Raw genomic sequence first — 19,970 nt, forward strand, 5'->3', positions numbered from 1 at the left:
TCCTATGTCGTCCCCGTGGGTGCGTATGCCCTCAGTCTCCGTTCGTACAGGCCGTTAGTGAACTGTCCAGTAACAAGAAGAACGTACGAAATTCTGGTATTGTGAAGCTGTGACGGGCTTTCAAAAAGAAGAATCGCTGAACTTGACGAATGGTCTAGACCTTGTGACCTTTGGTCAGCGACTGCGCCACCTCCGTCGTGTACGCGGCTACACCCTGTCCGACCTGGGAGAACGCGTCGGAAGGGCACCCTCGCAGCTCTCGCTGCTGGAGAACGGCCGGCGCGAGCCGAAGCTGTCCCTGCTCCAGGGACTCGCCACCGCGCTCGAGGTGCCGATTGAGGAACTTCTTCGCAAACAGCCCCCCAACCGCCGCGCCCAGCTCGAGATCGGGCTCGAGGAGGCCCAGCGCGACCCGCTGTACCAGAGCATGGGACTGCCGCATCTCAAGATCGGCAAGCGGGTGCCCAACGACGTGCTCGAACACCTCCTCGCCCTGTACGAAGAGGTCAAGCGGAGCCGTACGAAGCCGACGGCGAGCCCCGAGGACGCGCGGAAGGCCAACGCGGAGCTGCGCCAGCAGATGCACGACCGCGGCAACTACTTCGGCGAGATCGAGGCGAGCGTCGCCAAGACGCTCGAGTCCGTCGGCTACCGGGCCGGCGCGCTCTCGCAGGGCATGCTGCTCTCGCTCGTCACCTACTTCGGCTTCACTCTCCGCTACGTGCAGGACCTGCCGCGTTCGGTGCGGTCCGTCACCGACCTGCGCAACCGGCGCATCTACCTCGAACGCCAGCAGCTCGGCATGCACACCCCGCGGACGATCCTGCTGCAGACGCTGGGCCACATCGCGCTGGGGCACGCGGTGCCCAAGGACTTCGCCGACTTCCTCCGGCAGCGGGTCGAGGCCAACTACTACGCCGCGGCCGCGCTCCTGCCCGAACGCACCGTCGTGCCCTACCTCCAGGAGGCCAAGGCCGACCGCGAGCTGTCCATCGAGGACCTGTGCGACGTCTTCTCGGTCTCCTACGAGATGGCCGCCCACCGGTTCACCAACCTGGCGACGCACCATCTCGACCTGCCGGTGCACTTCACCAAGAACGACGAGAGCGGCACGATCTACAAGGCGTACGCGAACGACGGGCTGATCTTCCCCTCCGACGAACACGGCGCCATCGAGGGGCAGCGGATGTGCCGCGAGTGGGCCGGCCGGCACGTCTTCTCCGCCGACGACCGCTTCTCGATCTACTACCAGTACACCGACACTCCCACCGGCACGTACTGGTGCCTGTCCCACATCGACCCCAGCCACGAGCGGGAGTTCGCGATCACGCTCGGTGTCCCCTTCGAGCACTCGCGCTGGTTCCGCGGCCGTGAGACGCACCGGCGGGTCAAGTCGGCCTGCCCGGACGGCGACTGCTGCCAGCTTCCCCCGGCCGAGCTCGCCCAGCGCTGGCAGGGCTACGCCTGGCCCTCGGCGCGGGCGCACTCTCACGTGCTCGCGGTGCTGCCCCGCGGCGCGTTCCCTGGGGTGGATGAGGCGGATGTGTACGAATTTCTTGATCAGCACGCGTCGGGATGACGTTCCCTGAGTGTGACGTTGTCGAAACGACGGTGAAACGGCGGCGGGAGTCAATGGGCCGAGTCGTCGCCTAGAGGAGGGGGACCCCGTTGCTGCCCCAGGTCGAGGATTGGTTGCGCCGCCGCATGAGCTCCACAGCGGACTGGCCGGTCGACAAGTTGGTCGCGGCGAAGGGCGAAACGACGGTCAGCGTCGTGCTGCCCGCACGAAACGAAAGTGAGACCGTCGGCGGCATCGTCGCCGAGATCCGCCGTGACCTCGTCGACGGAGCGCCGCTCGTCGACGAGGTGATCGTCATCGACTCCCGTTCCGTCGATGACACCGCCGAGGTCGCCGCCGCCGCGGGCGCCCGGGTGGTCGCCCAGGACGCGGTCCTGCCCGAGCTGCCGCGGATGTCCGGCAAGGGCGAGGCGCTGTGGAAGTCGATGCACGTCGCGCGCGGCGACGTGATCGTCTTCGTGGACGCCGATCTGCGCAACTTCTCGTCGTCGTTCGTCACCGGGCTGCTCGGCCCGCTGCTGACCGACCCGTCCATCTGTTACGTGAAGGCGTGTTACGACCGCCCGTACGTCAACGGCGGCACGACCGTCGCACACGGCGGCGGCCGGGTCACCGAGCTCGTCGCGCGGCCGCTGATCAACATGCACTGGCCGCTGCTGGCGGGCGTCCTGCAGCCGCTGTCGGGGGAGTACGCCGGCCGGCGCGAGGTGCTGGAACGCCTGCCCTTCGTCACCGGGTACGGCGTCGAGCTCGGCATGCTGGTCGACGTGCTGGAGGTCGCCGGCCTCGACGCGATCGCCCAGGTCGACCTCGGCGTCCGCGTGCACAGCCACCAGTCCGCCGAGGCGCTCGGCGGCATGTCCGGGCAGATCATGCAGACCGCGTGGTCCCGGCTGGAGCGGCAGGGCAGGGTCGTACGCCTGGAGCCGCCGTCGACCACGCTGACGCAGTTCCGCCGGGACGGCGACGGCCACGAGATCCGGATCAGCGACGTCGCCGTCGGCGAGCGTCCTCCCGCGATCGAGGTCCCGGACTACCTGGGCTCAACCGTTTGACGGTGGGGACAGCAGCCCGCCGAACGTCGGATCCGGGTTGGTTCCGCCGTTCTTAGGAGCGCTGCTGTTCTGCGCGGGCGGGTTGCTCCCGTACGCGTCCGGCGGCGGCGGCACCACGTCGTAGTGGGTCGTCGCCGTCGTCAGCCCGGAGGCGTCCAGGCTGAGCTTGCTGAGCGGGACGCCGAGGGCGTTGAGCGGCTTGAGCAGCGTCTCGCACTGCTTGGGCGGCGCGCCGAGGGAGTAGGCCAGCGAGCAGAGCCACATCGCGATGTTCTGCGACTGCTGGAGGTTGAGCCGGGCGTGCAGGGAGCCGTCCTGGGCGTCGTACACGCCGAGGGCGTTGGAGGCGGCCACCGGCGCCTTGTCCAGGAACTGCTGCAGCGCGCTCTTCTCCTTGACCAGGACGCCGGTGATCTGGGCGAGGCCCTGGACGTTCGAGGCGATCTCGGCCTTGTTCTGCTTGACGAAGTTGGAGACCTCGCGCAGCGCCACGGACAGGCTCTTCACCGCCGCCCGCAGCTCGGCCCGCTCGGCGCTGAGCGTGCTCGACACCGAGGCGAGGTTCTGGGAGAACGAGCGGATCTGCCGGTCGCTCGCGGCCATCGCCTGGGTGATCTTGGCGAGGTTCTGCACCGTCTGGGTCGCGTTGCCGCGGTTGTCGGACAGGATCCGGCTCACGTCGGACAGGTCCTGCAGGGTCTGCTTGAAGTTCTCGCCCTGGCCGTCGACGGTCTGCGCGCTCGTGGAGAGCAGCTTGGACAGCGAGCCGTTGGCGTTCGCGCCCTTCGGGCCCAGGGCCTTGGTCAGGTCGTTGACGGCCGAGTTGGCGTCGTCGAGCTCGACCGGCACGGCCGTGCTGGACAGGGACAGCGTCGCGCCGTCCTTCAGCGCCGCGCCGCCGCGGTAGACCGGGGTGAACTGGATGTACCGGTCGGCGACCAGGGACGGCACGATGATCACGGCCTGGGCGTTGGCCGGCACCTTGTGCTCGGCGGTCCAGGCCATCCTGACCTCGACCATGTTGCCCTTGGGCGTGACCTTGGTGACCTTGCCGACCTTGACGCCCAGGATGCGGACCTCGGTGCCGGGGTAGACGCCCGTGGCACGCTCGAAGTAGGCGGTGACGTGGGTCTGCGGGCCGCCGGGCCAGAAGATGGTGACGAGTGCGGCGACCAGGACGACGGCGAGGACGAGGGAGCCGTACGTCAGTGCGCGAGGTTTCCGGCTCGCGCGGGCTGTTCGGCTCGCGCGGGGCTTTCGGCTGCGGAGCAGACCCACTCAAGCTCCCATTCTCTGGAGTGACCTGGGCCACGGGGGGCGGAGCGCGAAATAAGTTACCTCTTACGTCACGCTGAGGGTACCGGTTGTTACAGCCTCGTGACTCCTAAGACAGGCATCCCGGCCATCTGTGACTCTTGCCACGTATGTTACCGCCGGTAACGTCACGGGGTCTACGCTTAAGAGACTCGAAGTCCAATAGCCTGCCTGCGCTTTCGCGGGCCGTCGCGAGACGGAGGAACCATGTCGGAAGACTCGCCCTTCTCCCTCGAACTGCCCGAGGAGATCCAGCAGGTCAAGGAGTGGGTGCACGAGTTCGCCAAGGACGTCATCCGCCCCGCGGGCGAGGAGTGGGACGAGCGCGAGGAGACGCCGTGGCCGATCCTCCAGGAGGCCGCCAAGATCGGCCTCTACTCGCTGGACTTCTTCGCCCAGCAGTGGTTCGAGTCGTCCGGCCTGGGCATCCCGGTGGCCTTCGAGGAGATCTTCTGGGGCGATGCGGGCATCGGCCTGTCGCTGGTGGGTTCCGGCCTGGCCGCCGTCTCGGTCGCCGCCACCGGCACGCCCGAGCAGACGGGGGAGTGGGTGCCGCAGATGTTCGGCACCCCCGACGACGTGAAGCTCGGTGCCTTCTGCGCCTCCGAGCCGGATGCCGGCTCGGACGTCTCCGCGATCCGTACGCGCGCGGTGTATGACGAGGCCAAGGACGAGTGGGTCATCAACGGGACCAAGACCTGGGTCACCAACGGCGGCATCGCGAACGTGCACGTCGTCGTCGCGTCGGTGGACCCGGAGCTCGGCTCACGGGGGCAGGCGAGCTTCATCGTGCCGCCCGGCACGCCCGGCCTGTCGCAGGGCCAGAAGTTCAAAAAGCATGGAATCCGCGCGTCCCACACCGCCGAGGTCGTCCTCGACGACGTCCGCGTGCCGGGCGCCTGCCTGGTCGGCGGCAAGGAGAAACTGGACGAGCGCCTGGCCCGGGTGCGCGAGGGCAAACGGGCGGCGGGCCAAGCGGCGATGCGCACGTTCGAGGCGTCCAGGCCGACGGTCGGCGCGATGGCCGTGGGCATCGCCCGCGCGGCGTACGAGTACGCCCTGGACTACGCGCGTGACCGTGAGCAGTTCGGCCGCAAGATCGGCGACTTCCAGGCGGTGGCGTTCAAGCTGGCGGACATGAAGACGTCGGTCGACGCGGCTCGCCTGCTGGTGTGGCGGGCGGCGTGGATGGCGCGAAACGGGAAGGACTTCACCAGCGCGGAGGGCTCGATGGCCAAGCTCTACGCGGGGGAGACGGCGGTGCGGGTGACGGAGGAGGCCATCCAGATCTTGGGCGGCAATGGCTATACGCGCGACTACCCGGTCGAGCGCTGGCACCGCGACAGCAAGATCTTCACCATCTTCGAGGGCACGTCGGAGATCCAGCGCCTGGTCATCGGCCGTACGGTCACGGGACTGCCGGTACGGTAGCGTTTCCGCAGGTCGTGGCCATCGCCCGGTGATCGTCGCCAGGGTTGGAGGCGTGCCGTCCAGCCCTCAGCGAATGCCCGTAGGCCCCGGTCATTTCCCGTTGATTCCCGACGCCGTGCTGACTTGGTGCTGACGGTCTAACCGTTAGCCATTTCTTGCGAGCTGAACAGCGGTGCGGACATTCGAGACGCCTACCGGGTGGTGCTTAGCCACCGTGGGACGACATCGGGGGCTCGCGCTGCTGAGGTCGGACGGCGCTGGCTCGGTGGTCCACTCCTCAGCGACGGGACGCGTAGGTGGCCAGGCGGTGGGCCTGCACGTGTAAGGGAACGGGTGTCGGATCCGCTCGTGTCCGCGGCCGGATGATCCGAGCTGGCGTGGACCGAGATCGGTCTGCGCCGGCTCGGGCGCCGTGTTGCCTGCATAGGTCACCCTCGGGGCGAGGGATGAGCGCCGCCTTCACCTGCCAGGCGAACATCGCCGCCACCAACTTTGCCGCGATCCGTGCGGTGCTTGCCCGGTCCGGGACGACGACGTTCACTCCCGCGCAGGTCGTCACCGAGATGAGCCGGCCCGGTACTGGGTATGCCGAGTCGACGATCCGCACGATGATCATCGCTGACATGTGCCGCAACGCGCCGGACAATGCCAGCACGACCTATGGCGATCTCAAGCGAATTGACCGAGGCGTCTACCGGCTGACGTCGACGGACTGATCAAGCCCCACGGCCCAACCGTCTTGGTCACACCGAATACACCCGGGCCGCATGACGGGACAAGTTTCGTAACGGCACCGGCCCAAAGATCCTAGACGGGGTTTTGCTTGGGGACTGTCGGGGCGCACCTCGACAGGTGCGTGACCTGCAGTTTCTATGTGCTCCGATTTGCGTGGGCGTCGTCACCTGGAGATTCGGAGCTGCGGATTAAAGTCCACAGCCATGGAGGAATTACCTAATTGAATCTGGAGAAGGGCGTGCCGGACGATGACGCTTGATGCCGCTACATGCCAATTGGTCCGTGCCCATTGCTCTATCCCCGCTCAACCACTCTACTGCGGTGTCGCGTGCTACCGGGTTATACCGCGGCGTACGAGCAAACACCGAGCAAACATGCCTCGTTCGTTCGTCGTTCCTCGTCCTGGGCTGTAACGAGGCAGGGGTGGTTGGCTCGACCTACGCACGGGCCGTCGTGGATCCACATCAGGAGCCTTGGGCCGCTCCGCTGTTCCTCGCTCCAGGCGCACAACGCCACTGGCGCGACCATCGATTCCACCGGGATGACCGCCGTGATCGTGATAGCGCCGCGGCGTATGAACCTGCAGGTCACGAGTCGAACCCCTATTTTCGAGTGGTACACCCTGAAGAAGATCAGCGATACAGTTCGTGGCTGGCGGCTTCACAAGCGGATTAACCGCTCCTTCCTGGAGCTCGCCAAGATCGTCAGTCCGATGGTGGCGGGCTGGATGCAGTACTACGGCCGGTTCTACCGGTCAGCGCTGTATCCACTCCTGGGACGCATCAACGCCTGCTTGGTGGGCTGGATCCGTAAGAAGTACAAACGACTGAAGGGATCAAAGAAAGCCCACCGGAAGCTGCACGAGATCACCACACGGTATCCCCGCATGATCGCGCACTGGAGATGGGTCCCATCGCCCCTGGCGATCAGGATGACAAGAGCCGTACGAACCGAGAGGTTCACGGACGGATCTGTGGGAGCCGGGGATGAGAGTTCCCCGGCTATACGACCAGAGAGCTGCATAGACGATCTTGCGATCCACCAGGTCAGCCCACCGCGGCGAGTTTGGAGCTCTACCGGGGGCACTGACAGCCCCGCTCAGAACGCGTGCCCGACACCTGATGTCGTTATCGTTCGCCTGTACCGAGCATCGTTGCGTACAGGAGGATCTGGACGGTGAGCCCGGCGATCGCCAGCGCCTCGATCACGGACAGACCCATCAGCAGTACTCCGCCGCCTCCATGCACCCAGTACGCGACGAGTGTTGCCAGCGGTACGGCGCAGAACGCCCCCCTGATCGACCGCACACTGGATGAGTTTGCGCGAGCGGCGCCGCGCGGCGCTGCGGTGGGCGGTCTCCCACTTGAAGACGACCTCGGCCGTGCCGGAGCTTCCGGCCGCCGCCGCGAGACGCGGTCCCAGCTCGGTTCGCACATAGTCGCCGATCGCTGAGATCTTCTCGTCGTTGACGAGGTAGGTCCATCCCAGGACCACGCAGACTGGCGGCAGCGCGAGCAGCATCCCTGGCTGCTTAGCCTGCGCGGCAGCGACGATGACGGCGGCTACAGCCGCCAGTGTCACGTACAGCAGATTGTCGCGGAAGCCGATACGGGCCTTCTGCTCGTCCTTGATCGTCTGATACTCCGTGAGCAGCAGTTGCCCGACCGTGATCTCCGATTTTCTTCCATCCCCCTGCGTCAGCTGCTCCGACGACATGCTTTCCCCGCCTTCCGCCTTCACCTTGTTCTGCCCCGAGCATCCCAGAGCTGGACAGACCCCATAGGGCTACCGAGGCTGAGCGCGGCTTCCCCAGCGCCTCTTGCACCTTGCTGCGCGGGTCGCCCAGAGCCGTACTCGTTGGGGTTGCGTCCGCGGAGGTGGTGTATGAGTTTCCGCTGGTGACAGGCCGTGCCTTCGGACGGCCATAGGAGCAAGCCAAACGGACCGTCAGCCCGCCCGACCGTGACCGGCTCCACACGCGGGAACGAAAACCGTCGTCTCCGAAGAAACGGCAGCCTGATCTAACAGCAGCCACGCGCTTCCGGCGCCGCGCACAAGCAAAATGATCAGGAGAAGTACGAAGATGAAGAGTCCACCCGATCCACAGACGACAAGATCGAAACAGACGACGGCAAGCGCGTGGTCATCCTCGCGACGATTTCTGGCTCCCGGAGGTCTTCGAGCACATCCAGGCGGGAAGGATCGTCGTCGTCTCCGCCCAGCACAACGAGAAACAGCAACCACACCCCCGACTGAACCTCACAGAGGACCGTGAGACCAAGCACCGAGCCCATTGTCCAAGTCTCGCGGATTAATCAAGAGAGCGGCGTTGTCCACGTACTCGGACTGCCTGTTCAGCGGCGGTGCCATTGTCCAGCTGGATGCGGACCCTACGGGAGGTGTAGGTTCAGCGACTGAGTGAGCAATTCCGCGGATCTTGGAAACTGGCTTGGACAATTTTCCGCGATCTGTGGACAACCCAGGTTTACGTGCTCATCGTCGAGTCGTGAAACCCGGCGAGAAACAGCGTCCCCGAGGCCTCCGCAAGGGAGGTCCCAGATGACGGGTCGGTACACAACCCCCTCAGTTTTACGCGCTCAGTGGCACACTCCGGTACGCGCCACGGCAGCACTGGCCGACGCCCTCAAACCGGTCTCGATCACCAACGTGACGGCCTGTTCTTGATACTCGGGAGAGAGACCTCTATCGACCGAGCCGAGAATCTTCACCCTTTCCGGACACCCCTTCTTGGTAGAGAATTTGTCCGGAACCTCGGTGCAGGTCACGGATTGCTGAAGTCTTGTTCAAGGAACGTCTGGCTGGACTAAACTTCAGTCGCGACAGGTTTGGCGGGCGCGGGGGTGACAGTGACGATGCCCCTCGCCGACTAGGCCGCGATGACGGGGCAGGATGGTCGGGTGATCGAACAGCAGCCGGGCCGGCCCAAGCGGCGGACGTTCACCAAGGCCTACAAGGCACAGATCCTGGCTGTCTTCGACGCCTTGCCCGAGGGCAGCTCCGAGCGGGGCGCTCTGCTACGCAAGGAACAGCTGTACCACTCCCACATCGAGCATTGGAGAAAGCAGGCGCGGAACGGGACGCTGGCTGCCAACACAGGTAAGCCGGAAAAGGACGCCGAGTCGCAGGAGCTGGCCCAGCTGCGGGCTGAGAACAAAAAAGCTCAAGGCCGATGCCGCCAGGCTTGAATCCCGAAACGAAAAGCTTGCCGGCGAGCTGGACAAGACCAAGACCGCATTGGACATCGCGGGAAAAGTATTCGCGCTGCTTCAGGACATCTCAAGCAGCGCGGACTCCGACGAGAACTGAACCGGGTCCTGGAGGAGCATTTCCCCGCCCTGGAAGAATCGATCGGAACGGTTCGGGCCTGCCGGATTCTGAGGAGATCGCGGGCGACGGTGCACCGGCACCGCAACCCCTCGCCGCTTCGGCTGGGGCCACGCCGCCCGTTCCATCACCCGGCCGAGTTGTCGGCCGATGAGCGCGAGCAGGTGATGGCCGTGCTGGACTCACCTCGGTTCGCCGACAAGTCCCCCGGCCAGGTGTGGGCGGCCCTCCTGGACGAGGGCGTCTACCTGTGCTTCCAGGCCACCATGTACCGGCTGTTGCGCGAGCGCGGCCAGACCGGCGAACGCCGCGCCCAGGCCCTACGCCCGCCGACGCGCAAACCCGAACTGGAGGCTGATGGCCCGAACCAGGTGTGGTCCTGGGACATCACCAAATTGAAAGGGCCGGCGCGGGGCGTTTACTACCTGCTGTACGTCATCATCGACATCTTCTCCCGCAAGGTCATGCACTGGGAGATCTGACCCACCGAGAGCAGCACTCTCGCCAAGGAATTCATCAGCGCCATCGTGACCAACGGCGACGTCACGCCGAGATCCATTCATGCCGACCGGGGCACGTCGATGACCTCCAACACCGTCACCGGCCTGCTCGCGCTGCTCGGGATCGACCAGTCCCACTCCCGTCCGCACGTATCCAACGGCAACCCCTATTCGGAGGCTCACTTCAAGACGCTCAAGTACTGCCCGGCATTCCCCGGAAGATTCGGGTCGATCGAGGACGCCAATCTCTTCTGCGCCCAGTTCTTCGCCTATTACAACCGCGAACACCGTCATTCGGGGATCGGGATGCACACGCCCGCAACGGTGCACGACGGCACCGCCGAGGTGATCCAGGCTCACCGGACCGCCACCCTGCACGCGGCCTTCCTGGCCCACCCCGAACGGTTCCGCGGTCGGCGCCCACACCCACCGCAACTACCGACCAAGGTCTGGACCAACCAGCCACCCGCGACCCTTTAGACGGACACCTCACCACAAATCACGCACGTAGCCTGACGTCTCATCGGGTGTGACAGGCTCCCGAGAACGCACTCGCTCGGAGCGCGGCGGTCGTCGGCGGGTCGCTTGAACTCACCGCCAAGCCGGCGTTCTGGGGTTTTCCGCGATGACGCGGCATGCTTTCCGCGCCCAGCAGAGATCATCGGGGCTCATCGAACGGCATCGCTGTGCCGCGCTCGACGAATCGCACGTGCTCCGCGACGCCGCGCCGTTGGCACGCCGCCTCATAGGCACTGAGGGGCGATGCGAAGACGGTGTAGTCGTCGTAGTGCACCGGTACGACGCGCCGGCAGTGCATGAGTTCGGTCCAGTCGGCGCCCTGCCGTCCGTCCATGGTGACGGTCGCCAGGCCGAGCAGCTTCGTCCCTCCGAGATGCACGATCCCGAGGTCGATGTCGGGGTACCGGCGAGGAATCTCCCGGAGTTCGTCGTGCATGAGTGTGTCACCGCTGATGTAGACGCGCAGGTCGGTTTCGCCACCGGTGGTGCCGAACTCCAGCATGGTTCCGATCACCGGGGGGAGCAGGCGGCCCAGGACCCCGAACGCGTGCCGGGCGGGCAACGCGGTGACGCGTACGATGCGTCCGTTCTTGACGATTTCGTGGTGCTGCCACCGGGTGAGCCCTTGAGCGTGTTCGAAGCCCTGGCGGATGAGGTGCCGGGAGGCGTGGGTGGTGGTCACGATCGGCAGATCGCGGTCGAGGTTGTCTTGGGCCACTCGATCCCAGTGGTCACCATGCAGGTGGGAGAGTACGACGCCGTCCAGCGCAGGCAGTTCTCCGATGGTGAGCCCCGGATCGCGAATACGCCGGGAGCTCAGCCCGTAACCCAGATAGGCGCGTTCACCACGGCGTAGGAAGTTCGGATCGGTGAGCAGAGTGAATCCGCCGTACCGGATGATCGTCGTGGCGTTACCGACGAAGTAGAGCCCGTCGATGTCCGTCAGACCTGGCATCATGCCTCCGCGACTTGGCGTCATCGCTGATCAGTAGGGGTGTTCCGTCAGGGGCTTGGACCCCGAACCTGCGGACTGAGAAGCGGATCGAGTTGTTCTGTTGGCACTTCCAGTGCTTGAAGCACGAGCCGCAGCTTCTCGTATTCTTGGTTCGTGATCACTCGCCTACGGGCGTGAAGGGCGCGGATCAGGTCACTGGTGGCTTGCTCCCATCGCCCGGCTGCAGCGGCCAGGCTGATCTGCCTCAAAACCGCAGGCGAGACGTGCTCGGCGAAGTGGTGAGGCAACCGGCCCACCGCTTCCGCCAGTTCACGTTGTTCTTTCCGATGCTTCGGCATGACCAGTTCTTGATGGCCGTCGCTGCCATCCAGGTAATCGACTATGCCGAGGAACTTCAATGCCTCGTTAAGCGTGCATCCCATCGTCGATACCTCACTGCGCTGTCTATGCAAGGTCGGGCTGTGACCTATGGTCCAATTATTGCCCTTTGGTCCGCGATATTGCGAGAGTCCCGCCACTGGCCAGGTAACGCCTGCGGCGAGGAGCCAGTGCTCGTTGAAATTCCCGCACGGCGTAGTCGGTAAACGCCGGGGTGAAACCGGGCATAAGCGTTAAACGTTACGCTGTGAGTGCCTCGACCATCTGCTGATCTAGATGAACGCGGCGCCTGCGCGCGGCATGGCCAAGTACGAACGCCACTACAACGATCATTCACATCGAGGCGGCCTCCGGCCCCCGTGGCGAGGGAAGATTCAGGAGGCCGGCGGCCGGCGAGCTATGTCGCCGATCGGGAGCGGGTCAGGGGAAGTCGGTGTGGCGATTCACGCACAACAACCGTTAGCCGGTGCAAATTGTTTGGTGGCTTATTCTTTGGTGCGTCGATCAAGGAGAAACGTTACAAGTATTACCGGTGGTGTCGCAGTGCTGGTGGGGTCGGGAGTTAATGAAAAGTATGTCCCGATGGGAAATTGTAAACGATTTGCCGATTGCGTTGACATCGGCTGCTTGGGTGAGAGACTTAAAAGGAGATGTGTCGGCGGGCATCGATTTCCGCGGACACGGCGACATGCGACCTCTGGCCGCTTTTCGTGCAATCAAGGGGGATTGAGGTTTCGCTATGAAAGGTGTGGTGTACGAGGGCCCGCGGACGGTAGGGGTCGAGGACGTGCCGGACGCGAGGATCGAACGGCCGACGGATGCGCTGGTGAAGATCACCACGACCAACATCTGTGGCTCGGACCTGCACATGTACGAGGGCCGTACCGACCTGGAGACCGGTCGCGTCCTCGGCCACGAGAACCTGGGTGAGGTGGTGGAGGTCGGTGAGGCGGTGGATCGAGTCAAGGTCGGTGATCTGGTCTGTATGCCCTTCAACGTCAGCTGTGGCTTCTGTGAGAACTGTGAGAGCGGGCTCACCGCCTTCTGCCTCCTCGCGAACCCGGATCCGAATGTGGCGGGAGCCGCGTACGGCTTCGCGGACATGGGGCCCTACAACGGAGGGCAGGCCGAACTGCTCCGCGTTCCCTACGCCGACTTCAACTGCCTCGTCCTGCCGCCGGAGGCGGAGGAACGGCAGACCGACTACGTCATGCTGTCCGACATCTTCCCGACAGGCTGGCACGCCACGCAGCTCGCCTGTGTGCAGCCGGGAGAGACGGTCGCGATCTACGGCGCGGGGCCGGTCGGCCTGATGGCGGCGCTGTCCGCGACGCTCAAGAGCGCGAGCCAGATCTTCGTCGTCGACCGGCACCCGGACCGGCTCCGGCTGGCCGAGGAGATCGGTGCCATTCCCATCGACGACTCGAAGGGTTCGCCCGTCGAGCAGATCCTCGACCGGACCGACGGCGCCGGAGCCGATCGCGGCTGCGAGTGCGTCGGTTACCAGGCCCACGACCCGCAGGGGCACGAGCATCCGAACATGACCTTGAACAACCTGGTCAGGTCCGTACGCTTCACGGGATCCATCGGCGTTGTCGGGGTCTTCGTACCGCAGGACCCGCAGAGCCCCGACCCGCTGTACAAGGAGGGCGAGGTCGCCTTCGACTACGGTCTCTTCTGGTTCAAGGGGCAGAGCATCGGAAACGGCCAGTGCAACGTCAAGGCCTACAACCGCGAGCTGATGCGCCTCATCCGGACAGGCCGGGCCAAGCCGTCGTGGATCGTGTCGCATGAGCTGCCGCTGGATCAGGCTCCGGAGGGTTATGAGCACTTCGACCGTCGCGACGACGGCTGGACGAAGGTCGTCCTCCACCCGAACTCCAGCTGACGCGCAGCGCCGCACGCTGAATGACCAGACCCCGCGGAGCCGAACCGGCTCCGCGGGGTCGCGTGTCGGTAGGCGACGGTCCGAATGGATCATGCCGCGGTGGTCTCCGTCTCCTCCGGCGGGTTCTCGTGCCGGACGACGAGCCGGTCGTTCTCCAGTTCGACCCGGATGACCGCGCCGTCGTGGATCTCGCCGGTGAGCAGCGCACGCCCGATGCGTGTCTCCACCTCACGGGCGATGAAACGGCGCAGCGGCCGGGCACCGTACACCGGATCGAAGCCCTCGCGAGCGATGAACGCCCGCGCTTCCAGGCTGACCTCCAGCGTCATGCGGCGCTCGGCCAGGCGTTCACGCAGGTCATTGAACATCAGGTCCACGACCTGTTCGAGCTTGGCTTGGGTCAGGGGCGTGAACAGCACGACGTCATCGACCCGGTTGAGGAACTCGGGCCGGAAATGCGTCTGCAACGCGCGCAGGACTCCGTCCCGGGTGTCCGGCTCGATCTCGCCCTGGGATGTCACGCCCTCCAGCAGCAGGTCCGAGCCGATGTTCGAGGTCATGATCAGAATCGTGTTGCGGAAGTCGACCGTACGGCCCTGCGCGTCGGTGAGGCGGCCGTCGTCGAGTACCTGCAACAGCGTGTTGAACACGTCGGAGTGCGCCTTCTCGATCTCGTCGAACAGCACCACGGAGTACGGCTTGCGGCGGACCGCCTCCGTGAGCTGTCCACCCTCCTCATAGCCGATGTAGCCCGGCGGCGCGCCGACGAGGCGGCTGACCGTGTGCCGCTCCTGGTACTCGCTCATGTCGAGGCGCACCATGTTGTCCTCGGTGTCGAACAGTGCTTCGGCGAGTGCCTTGGCCAGCTCTGTCTTGCCCACGCCGGTGGGGCCGAGGAACACGAACGAGCCGATCGGCCGGCGCGGGTCCTTGATCCCCGAACGGGCGCGGATGATCGCATCGGTGACGAGCCGTACGGCCTCGTCCTGGCCGATGACCCGCTCATGCAAAATCTGCTCGAGTTGCAGCAGCTTCTCCCGCTCGCCTTCCTTGAGGCGGCTGACGGGGATGCCCGTCCAGCGCGAGACGATCGCGGCGATCTCGTCCTCGGTGACGACCTCACGCAGCAGCCGGTTCTCGCCCTGCTTGCTGAGCAGCCGTTCCTCTTCGACCTTCAGGCGGCGTTCCAGCTCGGGCAGCAGGCCGTGGCGAAGCTCGGCGGCCCGGTTGAGGTCGTACTCGCGTTCGGCCTGGTCGGCGTCGCGGCGGACCTGCTCGATCTCCTGTCGCAGCTCTTGGAGCCGCCGAAGCGTATGCCGTTCGGCCTCCCACTGCGCCCGCATGGCGTCGGCCTGGGAGCGTAGCTCGGACAGCTCCCGGTGCAGTTCCTCCAGCCGTGCCCGGCTCGCCGGATCCTCTTCCTTCTCCAAAGCCGCAGCCTCGATCTCCAGGCGGGTCACCCGGCGGGTGAGTTCGTCGAGCTCGGCGGGCATGGAGTCGATTTCGGTACGGAGTTTGGCGCATGCCTCATCGACCAGGTCGATGGCCTTGTCCGGCAGGAACCGGTCAGAGATGTAGCGGTGGCTGAGGACGACGGCGGCCACGATGGCGGAGTCCTGGATCTTGACGCCGTGGAAGACCTCAAAGCGTTCACGCAGACCACGCAGGATCGAGATGGCGTCCTCGACCGACGGCTCGTCCACCATGACGGGCTGGAAGCGGCGTTCGAGTGCGGCGTCCTTCTCGATGTACTGCCGGTACTCCTGCAGGGTGGTGGCGCCGATCATGTGCAGCTCGCCACGGGCCAGCATGGGTTTGAGCATGTTGCCGGCGTCCATCGAGCCTTCGGTGGCGCCGGCGCCGACGACGTTGTGCAACTCGTCGACGAACAGCAGGATCTGACCGGCGGCGGCCTTGACCTCGGCCAGCACCGCCTGCATGCGTTCCTCGAACTCCCCGCGGTACTTCGCACCGGCGACCAGGGCACCCAGATCGAGGTTGAAGACGGTCCTGCCACGGAGCCCTTCGGGCACGTCGCCGCGTTCGATGCGCTGGGCGAGACCTTCGACGATGGCGGTCTTGCCGACGCCGGGATCACCGACCAGCACCGGGTTGTTCTTCGTCTTACGGGACAGGATCTGGGTGACGCGGCGGATCTCGGTGTCGCGTCCGATGACCGGGTCGAGTTTGCCCTCACGTGCCTCGGCGACGAGGTCCCGTCCGTACTTCTCCAGTGCCTCATAGGCCGCCTCCGGGTTGGAAGAGGTCACCCGCTGGTTCCCCCGTACGGCCGTGACGGCCTCGAGGAACTTCTCCCGTGGCACACCGGTGATGACACCTTCGTCGATCAACGCCATCAGCAGGTGCTCGACGGAGACGTAGTCGTCCTTGAGGCGCTGTGCCTCCTCGAATGCTTTTTCCAGCACCCGTCCGAGCCTCCGCGTGACGTGCACCTGCTCGGGCGTCGCGCCCGGTCCCGCGACCCGGGGTCGTCTGTCGAGCTGGGTCTCCATCTCGGTCCGCAGCAGACTGGGGTCGACATTGGCCCGCTCGAGCAGGCGATGCGCCAGGCCGTCCGACTGGTCGAGCAGCGCCATGGTCAGGTGCTCGGCGTCGACGTCACTGTGCCCCCTCTCCACCGCATCGGTCTGCGCGGAGTTGAGGGCCTGCTGTGATTTCTCGGTCAGCTTGTTGATGTCCATGATCGGTCTCCCGGACGTCTCGGACGATGCCGCAGGGCGGACTCCAGGGCGGCGATGCGGTCGAGCGGGTCGCACACCAGCCCGAGTGAGGCGTAGTCGAGGGGGAGAGTGGAGCGGAGCCGGTCGAGGCGTGGTGGACGCATGAGTGCGCATGTCATCGCCGCTCCCTGGGGTTGTAGGAAGAGGCGGCGGCGAGTTGTTCGAACAGCCGTCGTTCCTGGTCGCTCAGCTTGGGCGGGACCATGATCTGGACTTCGGCGTACAGATCACCGGGCTGTCCGCGAGGGTTGGGCAGGCCGCGTCCACGCAGCCGAAGCCGGCGGCCGGAGGAGGTGCCGGGCGGGACCTTGACCTTGGTCTCGCCGCCGGGTGTCTCCAGCGCGAGGGTGGTGCCGAGCGCGGCCTCCCAGGGAGTGACGGGGAGGCGGGTGAAGATGTTCCGGCCTTCGACGCGGTAGCGGTCGCCGGAGCGGACGGAGACCACCAGGTAGAGGTCTCCGGGTTGCCCGCCGTCGGTGCCGCGGGCGCCCTGGCCGGCCAGGCGGATGCGCTGGCCGTCGGTGACGCCGGCCGGGATGTCGACCTCGACCGTGCGGGTGCCTCTGCGGCCGGAGAGGGCGAGTTTGCGGCGGGTGCCGTGGTAGGCCTCCTCCACTGACAGTTCGACCTGGGCCTCTTGGTCCGCACCGGGCATGGGCCCCCACCCGCCGCCGTGCCGGCCCGCCCCGGGACCGCGCCGGCGTCGGGCGAACACGTCGCCGAACAGGTCTTCGAAGTCGACGCCCCCGAAGCCCTCACCGGTGCCCGCGCCGACGCGGGCCCAGGAGTCGGGATCGACGTCTTCGGGGACACGGCGGAAGTCCGCGCCGAACGCGTCGTAGCGTTTACGCTGCTCGGGATCGGACAGCACCGCGTAGGCCTCGGAAACGTCCTTGAAGCGTTCTTCGGCATCGGGTGCTCTGTTCACGTCGGGGTGGAGTTCGCGGGCGAGTTTGCGATAGGCGCGCTGGATCTCCTCCTGGCTCGCCGTCCGCGAGACTCCCAGGTCGGCGTAGAAGTCACGGGCCGGCGCCATCGCCTGGTCCCTTGGCCACGACTACCTGTGCCGGTCGCAGCTGCCGCTCACCCTCGCCGTAGCCCGGCGACAACACCCGCACGACCGTGCCCTCCGCCGCGTCCGCGTCGGCCACCGTACTGACGGCCTCATGCCGGAACGGGTCGAACACCGCGCCCTCATCGTCTTGACGCGGGAACCCCAGCCGGCCGATCAACTCGCGCGCCTGTTCCAGCACCGAGACCACCCCCTCGATCACCACTCTGGGTTCGGCCTCAGCGTGTTCCAGAGCGCGTTCGAGGTTGTCCAGGACCGGCAGCGACTGCGCCGACGTCCACGCACGTGCGGCACCGCGCTCCTCCTCCAGCGCACGCGCCGCACGTTTACGGCAGTTGTCCAGATCTGCCAACGCCCGCCGCCACCGATCCTCCAACTCCGAAATCCTCGTGGCCGCGTCGGTCTCCGCCGGCCCGGGCCGGTCGCCCTCCTGCGCGGGCCAGGGTCCTTCGCGGGCCTCTCCGGCCTGCGGCCGGGCAGGCTGGCCGCCCAGGTCGTCCGGCCGCGTACGCGGCTCCTGCGGCGCGGGTGCTCCCTTTCCCGGGCGCATGTCACTCATCGGTGGTGAACTCCGCGTCGATCACGTCCTCGCCACCGGGCGGGGACTGCTCCGGTCCACCACCGGATCCACCCGGCCCGCCTGCGCCGGCGGCCGCGGCGGTGAGCCCGTGGTAGATCTGCTGAAGCTCGGCGGTCAGGGACCGGATCCGGTCGATCGGTGCTTCTTCCTTGATCGCCTGGCGGGCGTCGTTGACCAGCAGCTGCGCCCGCGCCCGCTCGTGCTCCGCGACACGGTCACCGAGCTCGTTCAGGCGCTTTTCAACCTGGTAAGCGACCGAGTCCAGCGCGTTACGCGCATCGATCGCCTCCCGTACCCGCGCGTCCTCGTTGCTGTGCTGCTCGGCGTCCCGGATCATCCGCTCGATCTCGCTCTGATCCAGGTTCGTGCTCTCACTGATCGTGATCGCCTGCTCGGCCCCGGTGTCCTTGTCCTTCGCCGAAACATTCAAGATCCCGTTCGCGTCCACGTCGAAGGTCACGTCGATCTGTGGCTCCCCCCGAGGGGCGGGCCGGATGTCCTCCAACCGGAACCGTCCCAGTGTCCGGTTGTCCGCCGCGCGTTCGCGCTCTCCCTGCAGCACCACCACGTCCACCGCCGTCTGGTTGTCATCGGCGGTGGAGAAGGTCTCGCTGCGGCGTGCCGGGATCGTGGTGTTGCGTTCGATGGTCTTGGTCATCACCCCGCCGAGCGTCTCCAGCCCGAGGGAGAGGGGGGTGACGTCGAGCAGGACGACGTCCTCGACCTCGCCCTTGAGCACCCCGGCCTGGATCGCCGCGCCGATCGCGACGACCTCGTCGGGGTTGACGGTCATGTTCGGGTCCTTGCCACCGGTCAGCCGCCGCACCAGTGCCTGGACCGCCGGGATCCGGGTGGAGCCACCGACCAGGATCACCTCGTCGATGTCATCGGCGGTGATCTTCGCGTCCCCCATCGCCTGGCGGAGCGGACCCTCACACCGCTCCAGCAGATCAGAGATCAACTGCTCGAACGTCGACCGCATCAACGTTGTGTTCAGATGCTTGGGCCCCGAAGCGTCGGCGGTGATGAACGGCAGGTTGATCGTGGTCTGGGTCACCGAGGACAGCTCCACCTTCGCCTTCTCGGCCGCCTCGAACAACCGCTGCAACGCCTGGGGGTCCTGGCGCAGGTCGATTCCGGTGTCGCGCTGGAACTCGTCGGCCAGATGGTCCACGATCCGCCGGTCGAAGTCATCCCCGCCCAGATGCCCGTCACCAGAGGTCGCCCGGACCTCCACCACACCATCCCCGACATCCAGGATCGACACGTCGAAGGTGCCACCACCCAGATCGAACACCAGAACCGTCTCGTTGCCCTTCTTGTCCATCCCGTACGCCAGCGCGGCAGCGGTGGGTTCGTTGATGATCCGCAGTACCTCGAGCCCCGCGATCCGCCCCGCGTCCCGCGTGGCATGCCGCTGCGCGTCGTTGAAGTACGCAGGCACCGTGATGACCGCCTCGGTCACCCGTTCACCCAGGAACTTGCCCGCGTCATCGGCCAGCTTCCGCAAGATCAACGCCGAGATCTCCTCCGGCGCGTACAGCTTCTCCTTCACCGAGAACCGCACCGCACCATCCGGGTCCGGCACCACATCGAACGTCACCGCGGTCAACTCACTGGACACCTCATCGAACCGCCGCCCGATGAACCGCTTCGCCGAATAAATCGTCCCCTTCGGATTCAAGATGGCCTGACGCCGCGCCAACTGCCCTACCAGCCGCTCACCCTCAGGAGTGAACGCCACCACCGACGGCGTCGTCCGTGACCCCTCGCTGTTCGGCACCACCGCCGGATGGCCCTCCACCATCGCCGCGATCACCGAGTTCGTCGTCCCCAGATCAATCCCCGCAGCCTTCGGCATGACCCACCTCCATAGCG

Annotated in this window: 17 protein-coding genes; 9 read left to right on the plus strand and 8 right to left on the minus strand. The window is 66.1% G+C overall.

Going from position 1 to position 19,970, the window contains the following annotated elements:
• The first annotated feature begins 142 nt into the window (after positions 1-142).
• Positions 143-1,579 carry a helix-turn-helix transcriptional regulator gene (locus QWU11_RS36365; protein WP_290119056.1) on the plus strand — a complete coding sequence of 479 codons (1,437 nt, stop codon included), beginning with the start codon at positions 143-145 and terminating at the stop codon, positions 1,577-1,579.
• Positions 1,580-1,668: 89 nt separating this feature from the next.
• Positions 1,669-2,634, plus strand: coding sequence for a glucosyl-3-phosphoglycerate synthase (locus QWU11_RS36370; protein WP_290119057.1), 966 nt, complete (start codon positions 1,669-1,671; stop codon positions 2,632-2,634).
• Here the strand turns inward: QWU11_RS36370 and QWU11_RS36375 are convergent.
• Entirely contained in the window at positions 2,623-3,912 is a 1,290-nt protein-coding gene (locus QWU11_RS36375; RefSeq protein ID WP_290119058.1) for an MCE family protein, read from the minus strand. The two genes, QWU11_RS36370 and QWU11_RS36375, sit on opposite strands and share 12 nt — an antisense overlap.
• Before the next feature lie 243 nt (positions 3,913-4,155).
• Here QWU11_RS36375 and QWU11_RS36380 point away from each other — a divergent pair, with 243 nt between their 5' ends.
• The 3 genes from QWU11_RS36380 (at position 4,156) to QWU11_RS47515 (ending at position 7,294) form a co-directional block, all read left to right on the plus strand.
• A complete protein-coding gene (locus QWU11_RS36380; RefSeq protein WP_290119059.1) occupies positions 4,156-5,379 on the plus strand; it encodes an acyl-CoA dehydrogenase family protein in 1,224 nt (407 codons plus the stop codon).
• Between the two features lie 446 nt (positions 5,380-5,825).
• Positions 5,826-6,095 (plus strand): hypothetical protein, encoded by a 270-nt coding sequence (locus QWU11_RS36385; RefSeq protein WP_290119060.1) that lies wholly within the window; start codon positions 5,826-5,828, stop codon positions 6,093-6,095.
• Positions 6,096-6,688: 593 nt separating this feature from the next.
• Entirely contained in the window at positions 6,689-7,294 is a 606-nt protein-coding gene (locus QWU11_RS47515; RefSeq protein ID WP_354670930.1) for a group II intron maturase-specific domain-containing protein, read from the plus strand.
• Here QWU11_RS47515 and QWU11_RS36390 read toward each other — a convergent pair.
• Positions 7,213-7,830, minus strand: coding sequence for a hypothetical protein (locus QWU11_RS36390; protein ID WP_290119061.1), 618 nt, complete (start codon positions 7,828-7,830; stop codon positions 7,213-7,215). The two genes, QWU11_RS47515 and QWU11_RS36390, sit on opposite strands and share 82 nt — an antisense overlap.
• Before the next feature lie 1,202 nt (positions 7,831-9,032).
• Between QWU11_RS36390 and QWU11_RS36395 the strand changes: the two genes are divergently transcribed.
• The 3 genes from QWU11_RS36395 to QWU11_RS36405 all read left to right on the plus strand — a co-directional run bounded on the left by QWU11_RS36395 (position 9,033) and on the right by QWU11_RS36405 (position 10,439).
• On the plus strand, positions 9,033-9,320 hold the full coding sequence (locus QWU11_RS36395; RefSeq protein ID WP_290119062.1) for a hypothetical protein: 288 nt from the start codon (positions 9,033-9,035) through the stop codon (positions 9,318-9,320).
• Between the two features lie 279 nt (positions 9,321-9,599).
• The gene (locus QWU11_RS36400; protein WP_290119063.1) at positions 9,600-9,941 is read left to right on the plus strand and encodes a hypothetical protein; all 342 of its coding nucleotides are present in this window, start codon (positions 9,600-9,602) and stop codon (positions 9,939-9,941) included.
• Positions 9,942-9,986: 45 nt separating this feature from the next.
• Entirely contained in the window at positions 9,987-10,439 is a 453-nt protein-coding gene (locus QWU11_RS36405; protein WP_290119064.1) for an integrase core domain-containing protein, read from the plus strand.
• Between the two features lie 178 nt (positions 10,440-10,617).
• Here QWU11_RS36405 and QWU11_RS36410 read toward each other — a convergent pair whose 3' ends face one another.
• Positions 10,618-11,433 carry an MBL fold metallo-hydrolase gene (locus QWU11_RS36410; RefSeq protein ID WP_290119065.1) on the minus strand — a complete coding sequence of 272 codons (816 nt, stop codon included), beginning with the start codon at positions 11,431-11,433 and terminating at the stop codon, positions 10,618-10,620.
• Positions 11,434-11,480: 47 nt separating this feature from the next.
• On the minus strand, positions 11,481-11,855 hold the full coding sequence (locus QWU11_RS36415) for a hypothetical protein (protein WP_290119066.1): 375 nt from the start codon (positions 11,853-11,855) through the stop codon (positions 11,481-11,483).
• Between the two features lie 695 nt (positions 11,856-12,550).
• On the opposite strand from QWU11_RS36415, the gene QWU11_RS36420 reads away from it, so the two are divergent.
• Entirely contained in the window at positions 12,551-13,699 is a 1,149-nt protein-coding gene (locus QWU11_RS36420; RefSeq protein ID WP_290119067.1) for a glutathione-independent formaldehyde dehydrogenase, read from the plus strand.
• Positions 13,700-13,788: 89 nt separating this feature from the next.
• Here QWU11_RS36420 and clpB read toward each other — a convergent pair whose 3' ends face one another.
• The 4 genes from clpB to dnaK form a co-directional block, all read right to left on the minus strand.
• The gene (clpB, locus tag QWU11_RS36425) at positions 13,789-16,401 is read right to left on the minus strand and encodes an ATP-dependent chaperone ClpB (RefSeq protein WP_290119068.1); all 2,613 of its coding nucleotides are present in this window, start codon (positions 16,399-16,401) and stop codon (positions 13,789-13,791) included.
• A gap of 154 nt (positions 16,402-16,555) precedes the next feature.
• Positions 16,556-17,476, minus strand: coding sequence for a DnaJ C-terminal domain-containing protein (locus QWU11_RS36430; protein ID WP_290119069.1), 921 nt, complete (start codon positions 17,474-17,476; stop codon positions 16,556-16,558).
• A complete protein-coding gene (locus QWU11_RS36435) occupies positions 17,460-18,071 on the minus strand; it encodes a nucleotide exchange factor GrpE (protein ID WP_290119070.1) in 612 nt (203 codons plus the stop codon). The genes QWU11_RS36430 and QWU11_RS36435 overlap by 17 nt, the downstream gene beginning before the upstream one ends.
• On the minus strand, positions 18,064-19,953 hold the full coding sequence (gene dnaK / locus QWU11_RS36440; protein ID WP_290119071.1) for a molecular chaperone DnaK: 1,890 nt from the start codon (positions 19,951-19,953) through the stop codon (positions 18,064-18,066). Before dnaK ends, QWU11_RS36435 begins: the two co-directional genes overlap by 8 nt.
• Positions 19,954-19,970 lie beyond the last annotated feature (17 nt).

Source organism: Actinomadura sp. DC4, from assembly GCF_030406325.1.
GTDB lineage: Bacteria > Actinomycetota > Actinomycetes > Streptosporangiales > Streptosporangiaceae > Actinoallomurus.

Coding starts and splice junctions, on each gene's coding strand:
- QWU11_RS36380 (WP_290119059.1), top strand. CDS start 4,156: ATGTCGGAAGACTCGCCCTTCTCCCTCGAACTGCCCGAGGAGATCCAG.
- clpB (WP_290119068.1), bottom strand. CDS start 16,401: ATGGACATCAACAAGCTGACCGAGAAATCACAGCAGGCCCTCAACTCC.
- QWU11_RS36415 (WP_290119066.1), bottom strand. CDS start 11,855: ATGGGATGCACGCTTAACGAGGCATTGAAGTTCCTCGGCATAGTCGAT.
- QWU11_RS36420 (WP_290119067.1), top strand. CDS start 12,551: ATGAAAGGTGTGGTGTACGAGGGCCCGCGGACGGTAGGGGTCGAGGAC.
- QWU11_RS36430 (WP_290119069.1), bottom strand. CDS start 17,476: ATGGCGCCGGCCCGTGACTTCTACGCCGACCTGGGAGTCTCGCGGACG.
- QWU11_RS36385 (WP_290119060.1), top strand. CDS start 5,826: ATGAGCGCCGCCTTCACCTGCCAGGCGAACATCGCCGCCACCAACTTT.
- dnaK (WP_290119071.1), bottom strand. CDS start 19,953: ATGCCGAAGGCTGCGGGGATTGATCTGGGGACGACGAACTCGGTGATC.
- QWU11_RS36410 (WP_290119065.1), bottom strand. CDS start 11,433: ATGCCAGGTCTGACGGACATCGACGGGCTCTACTTCGTCGGTAACGCC.
- QWU11_RS47515 (WP_354670930.1), top strand. CDS start 6,689: ATGAACCTGCAGGTCACGAGTCGAACCCCTATTTTCGAGTGGTACACC.
- QWU11_RS36390 (WP_290119061.1), bottom strand. CDS start 7,830: ATGTCGTCGGAGCAGCTGACGCAGGGGGATGGAAGAAAATCGGAGATC.
- QWU11_RS36435 (WP_290119070.1), bottom strand. CDS start 18,071: ATGAGTGACATGCGCCCGGGAAAGGGAGCACCCGCGCCGCAGGAGCCG.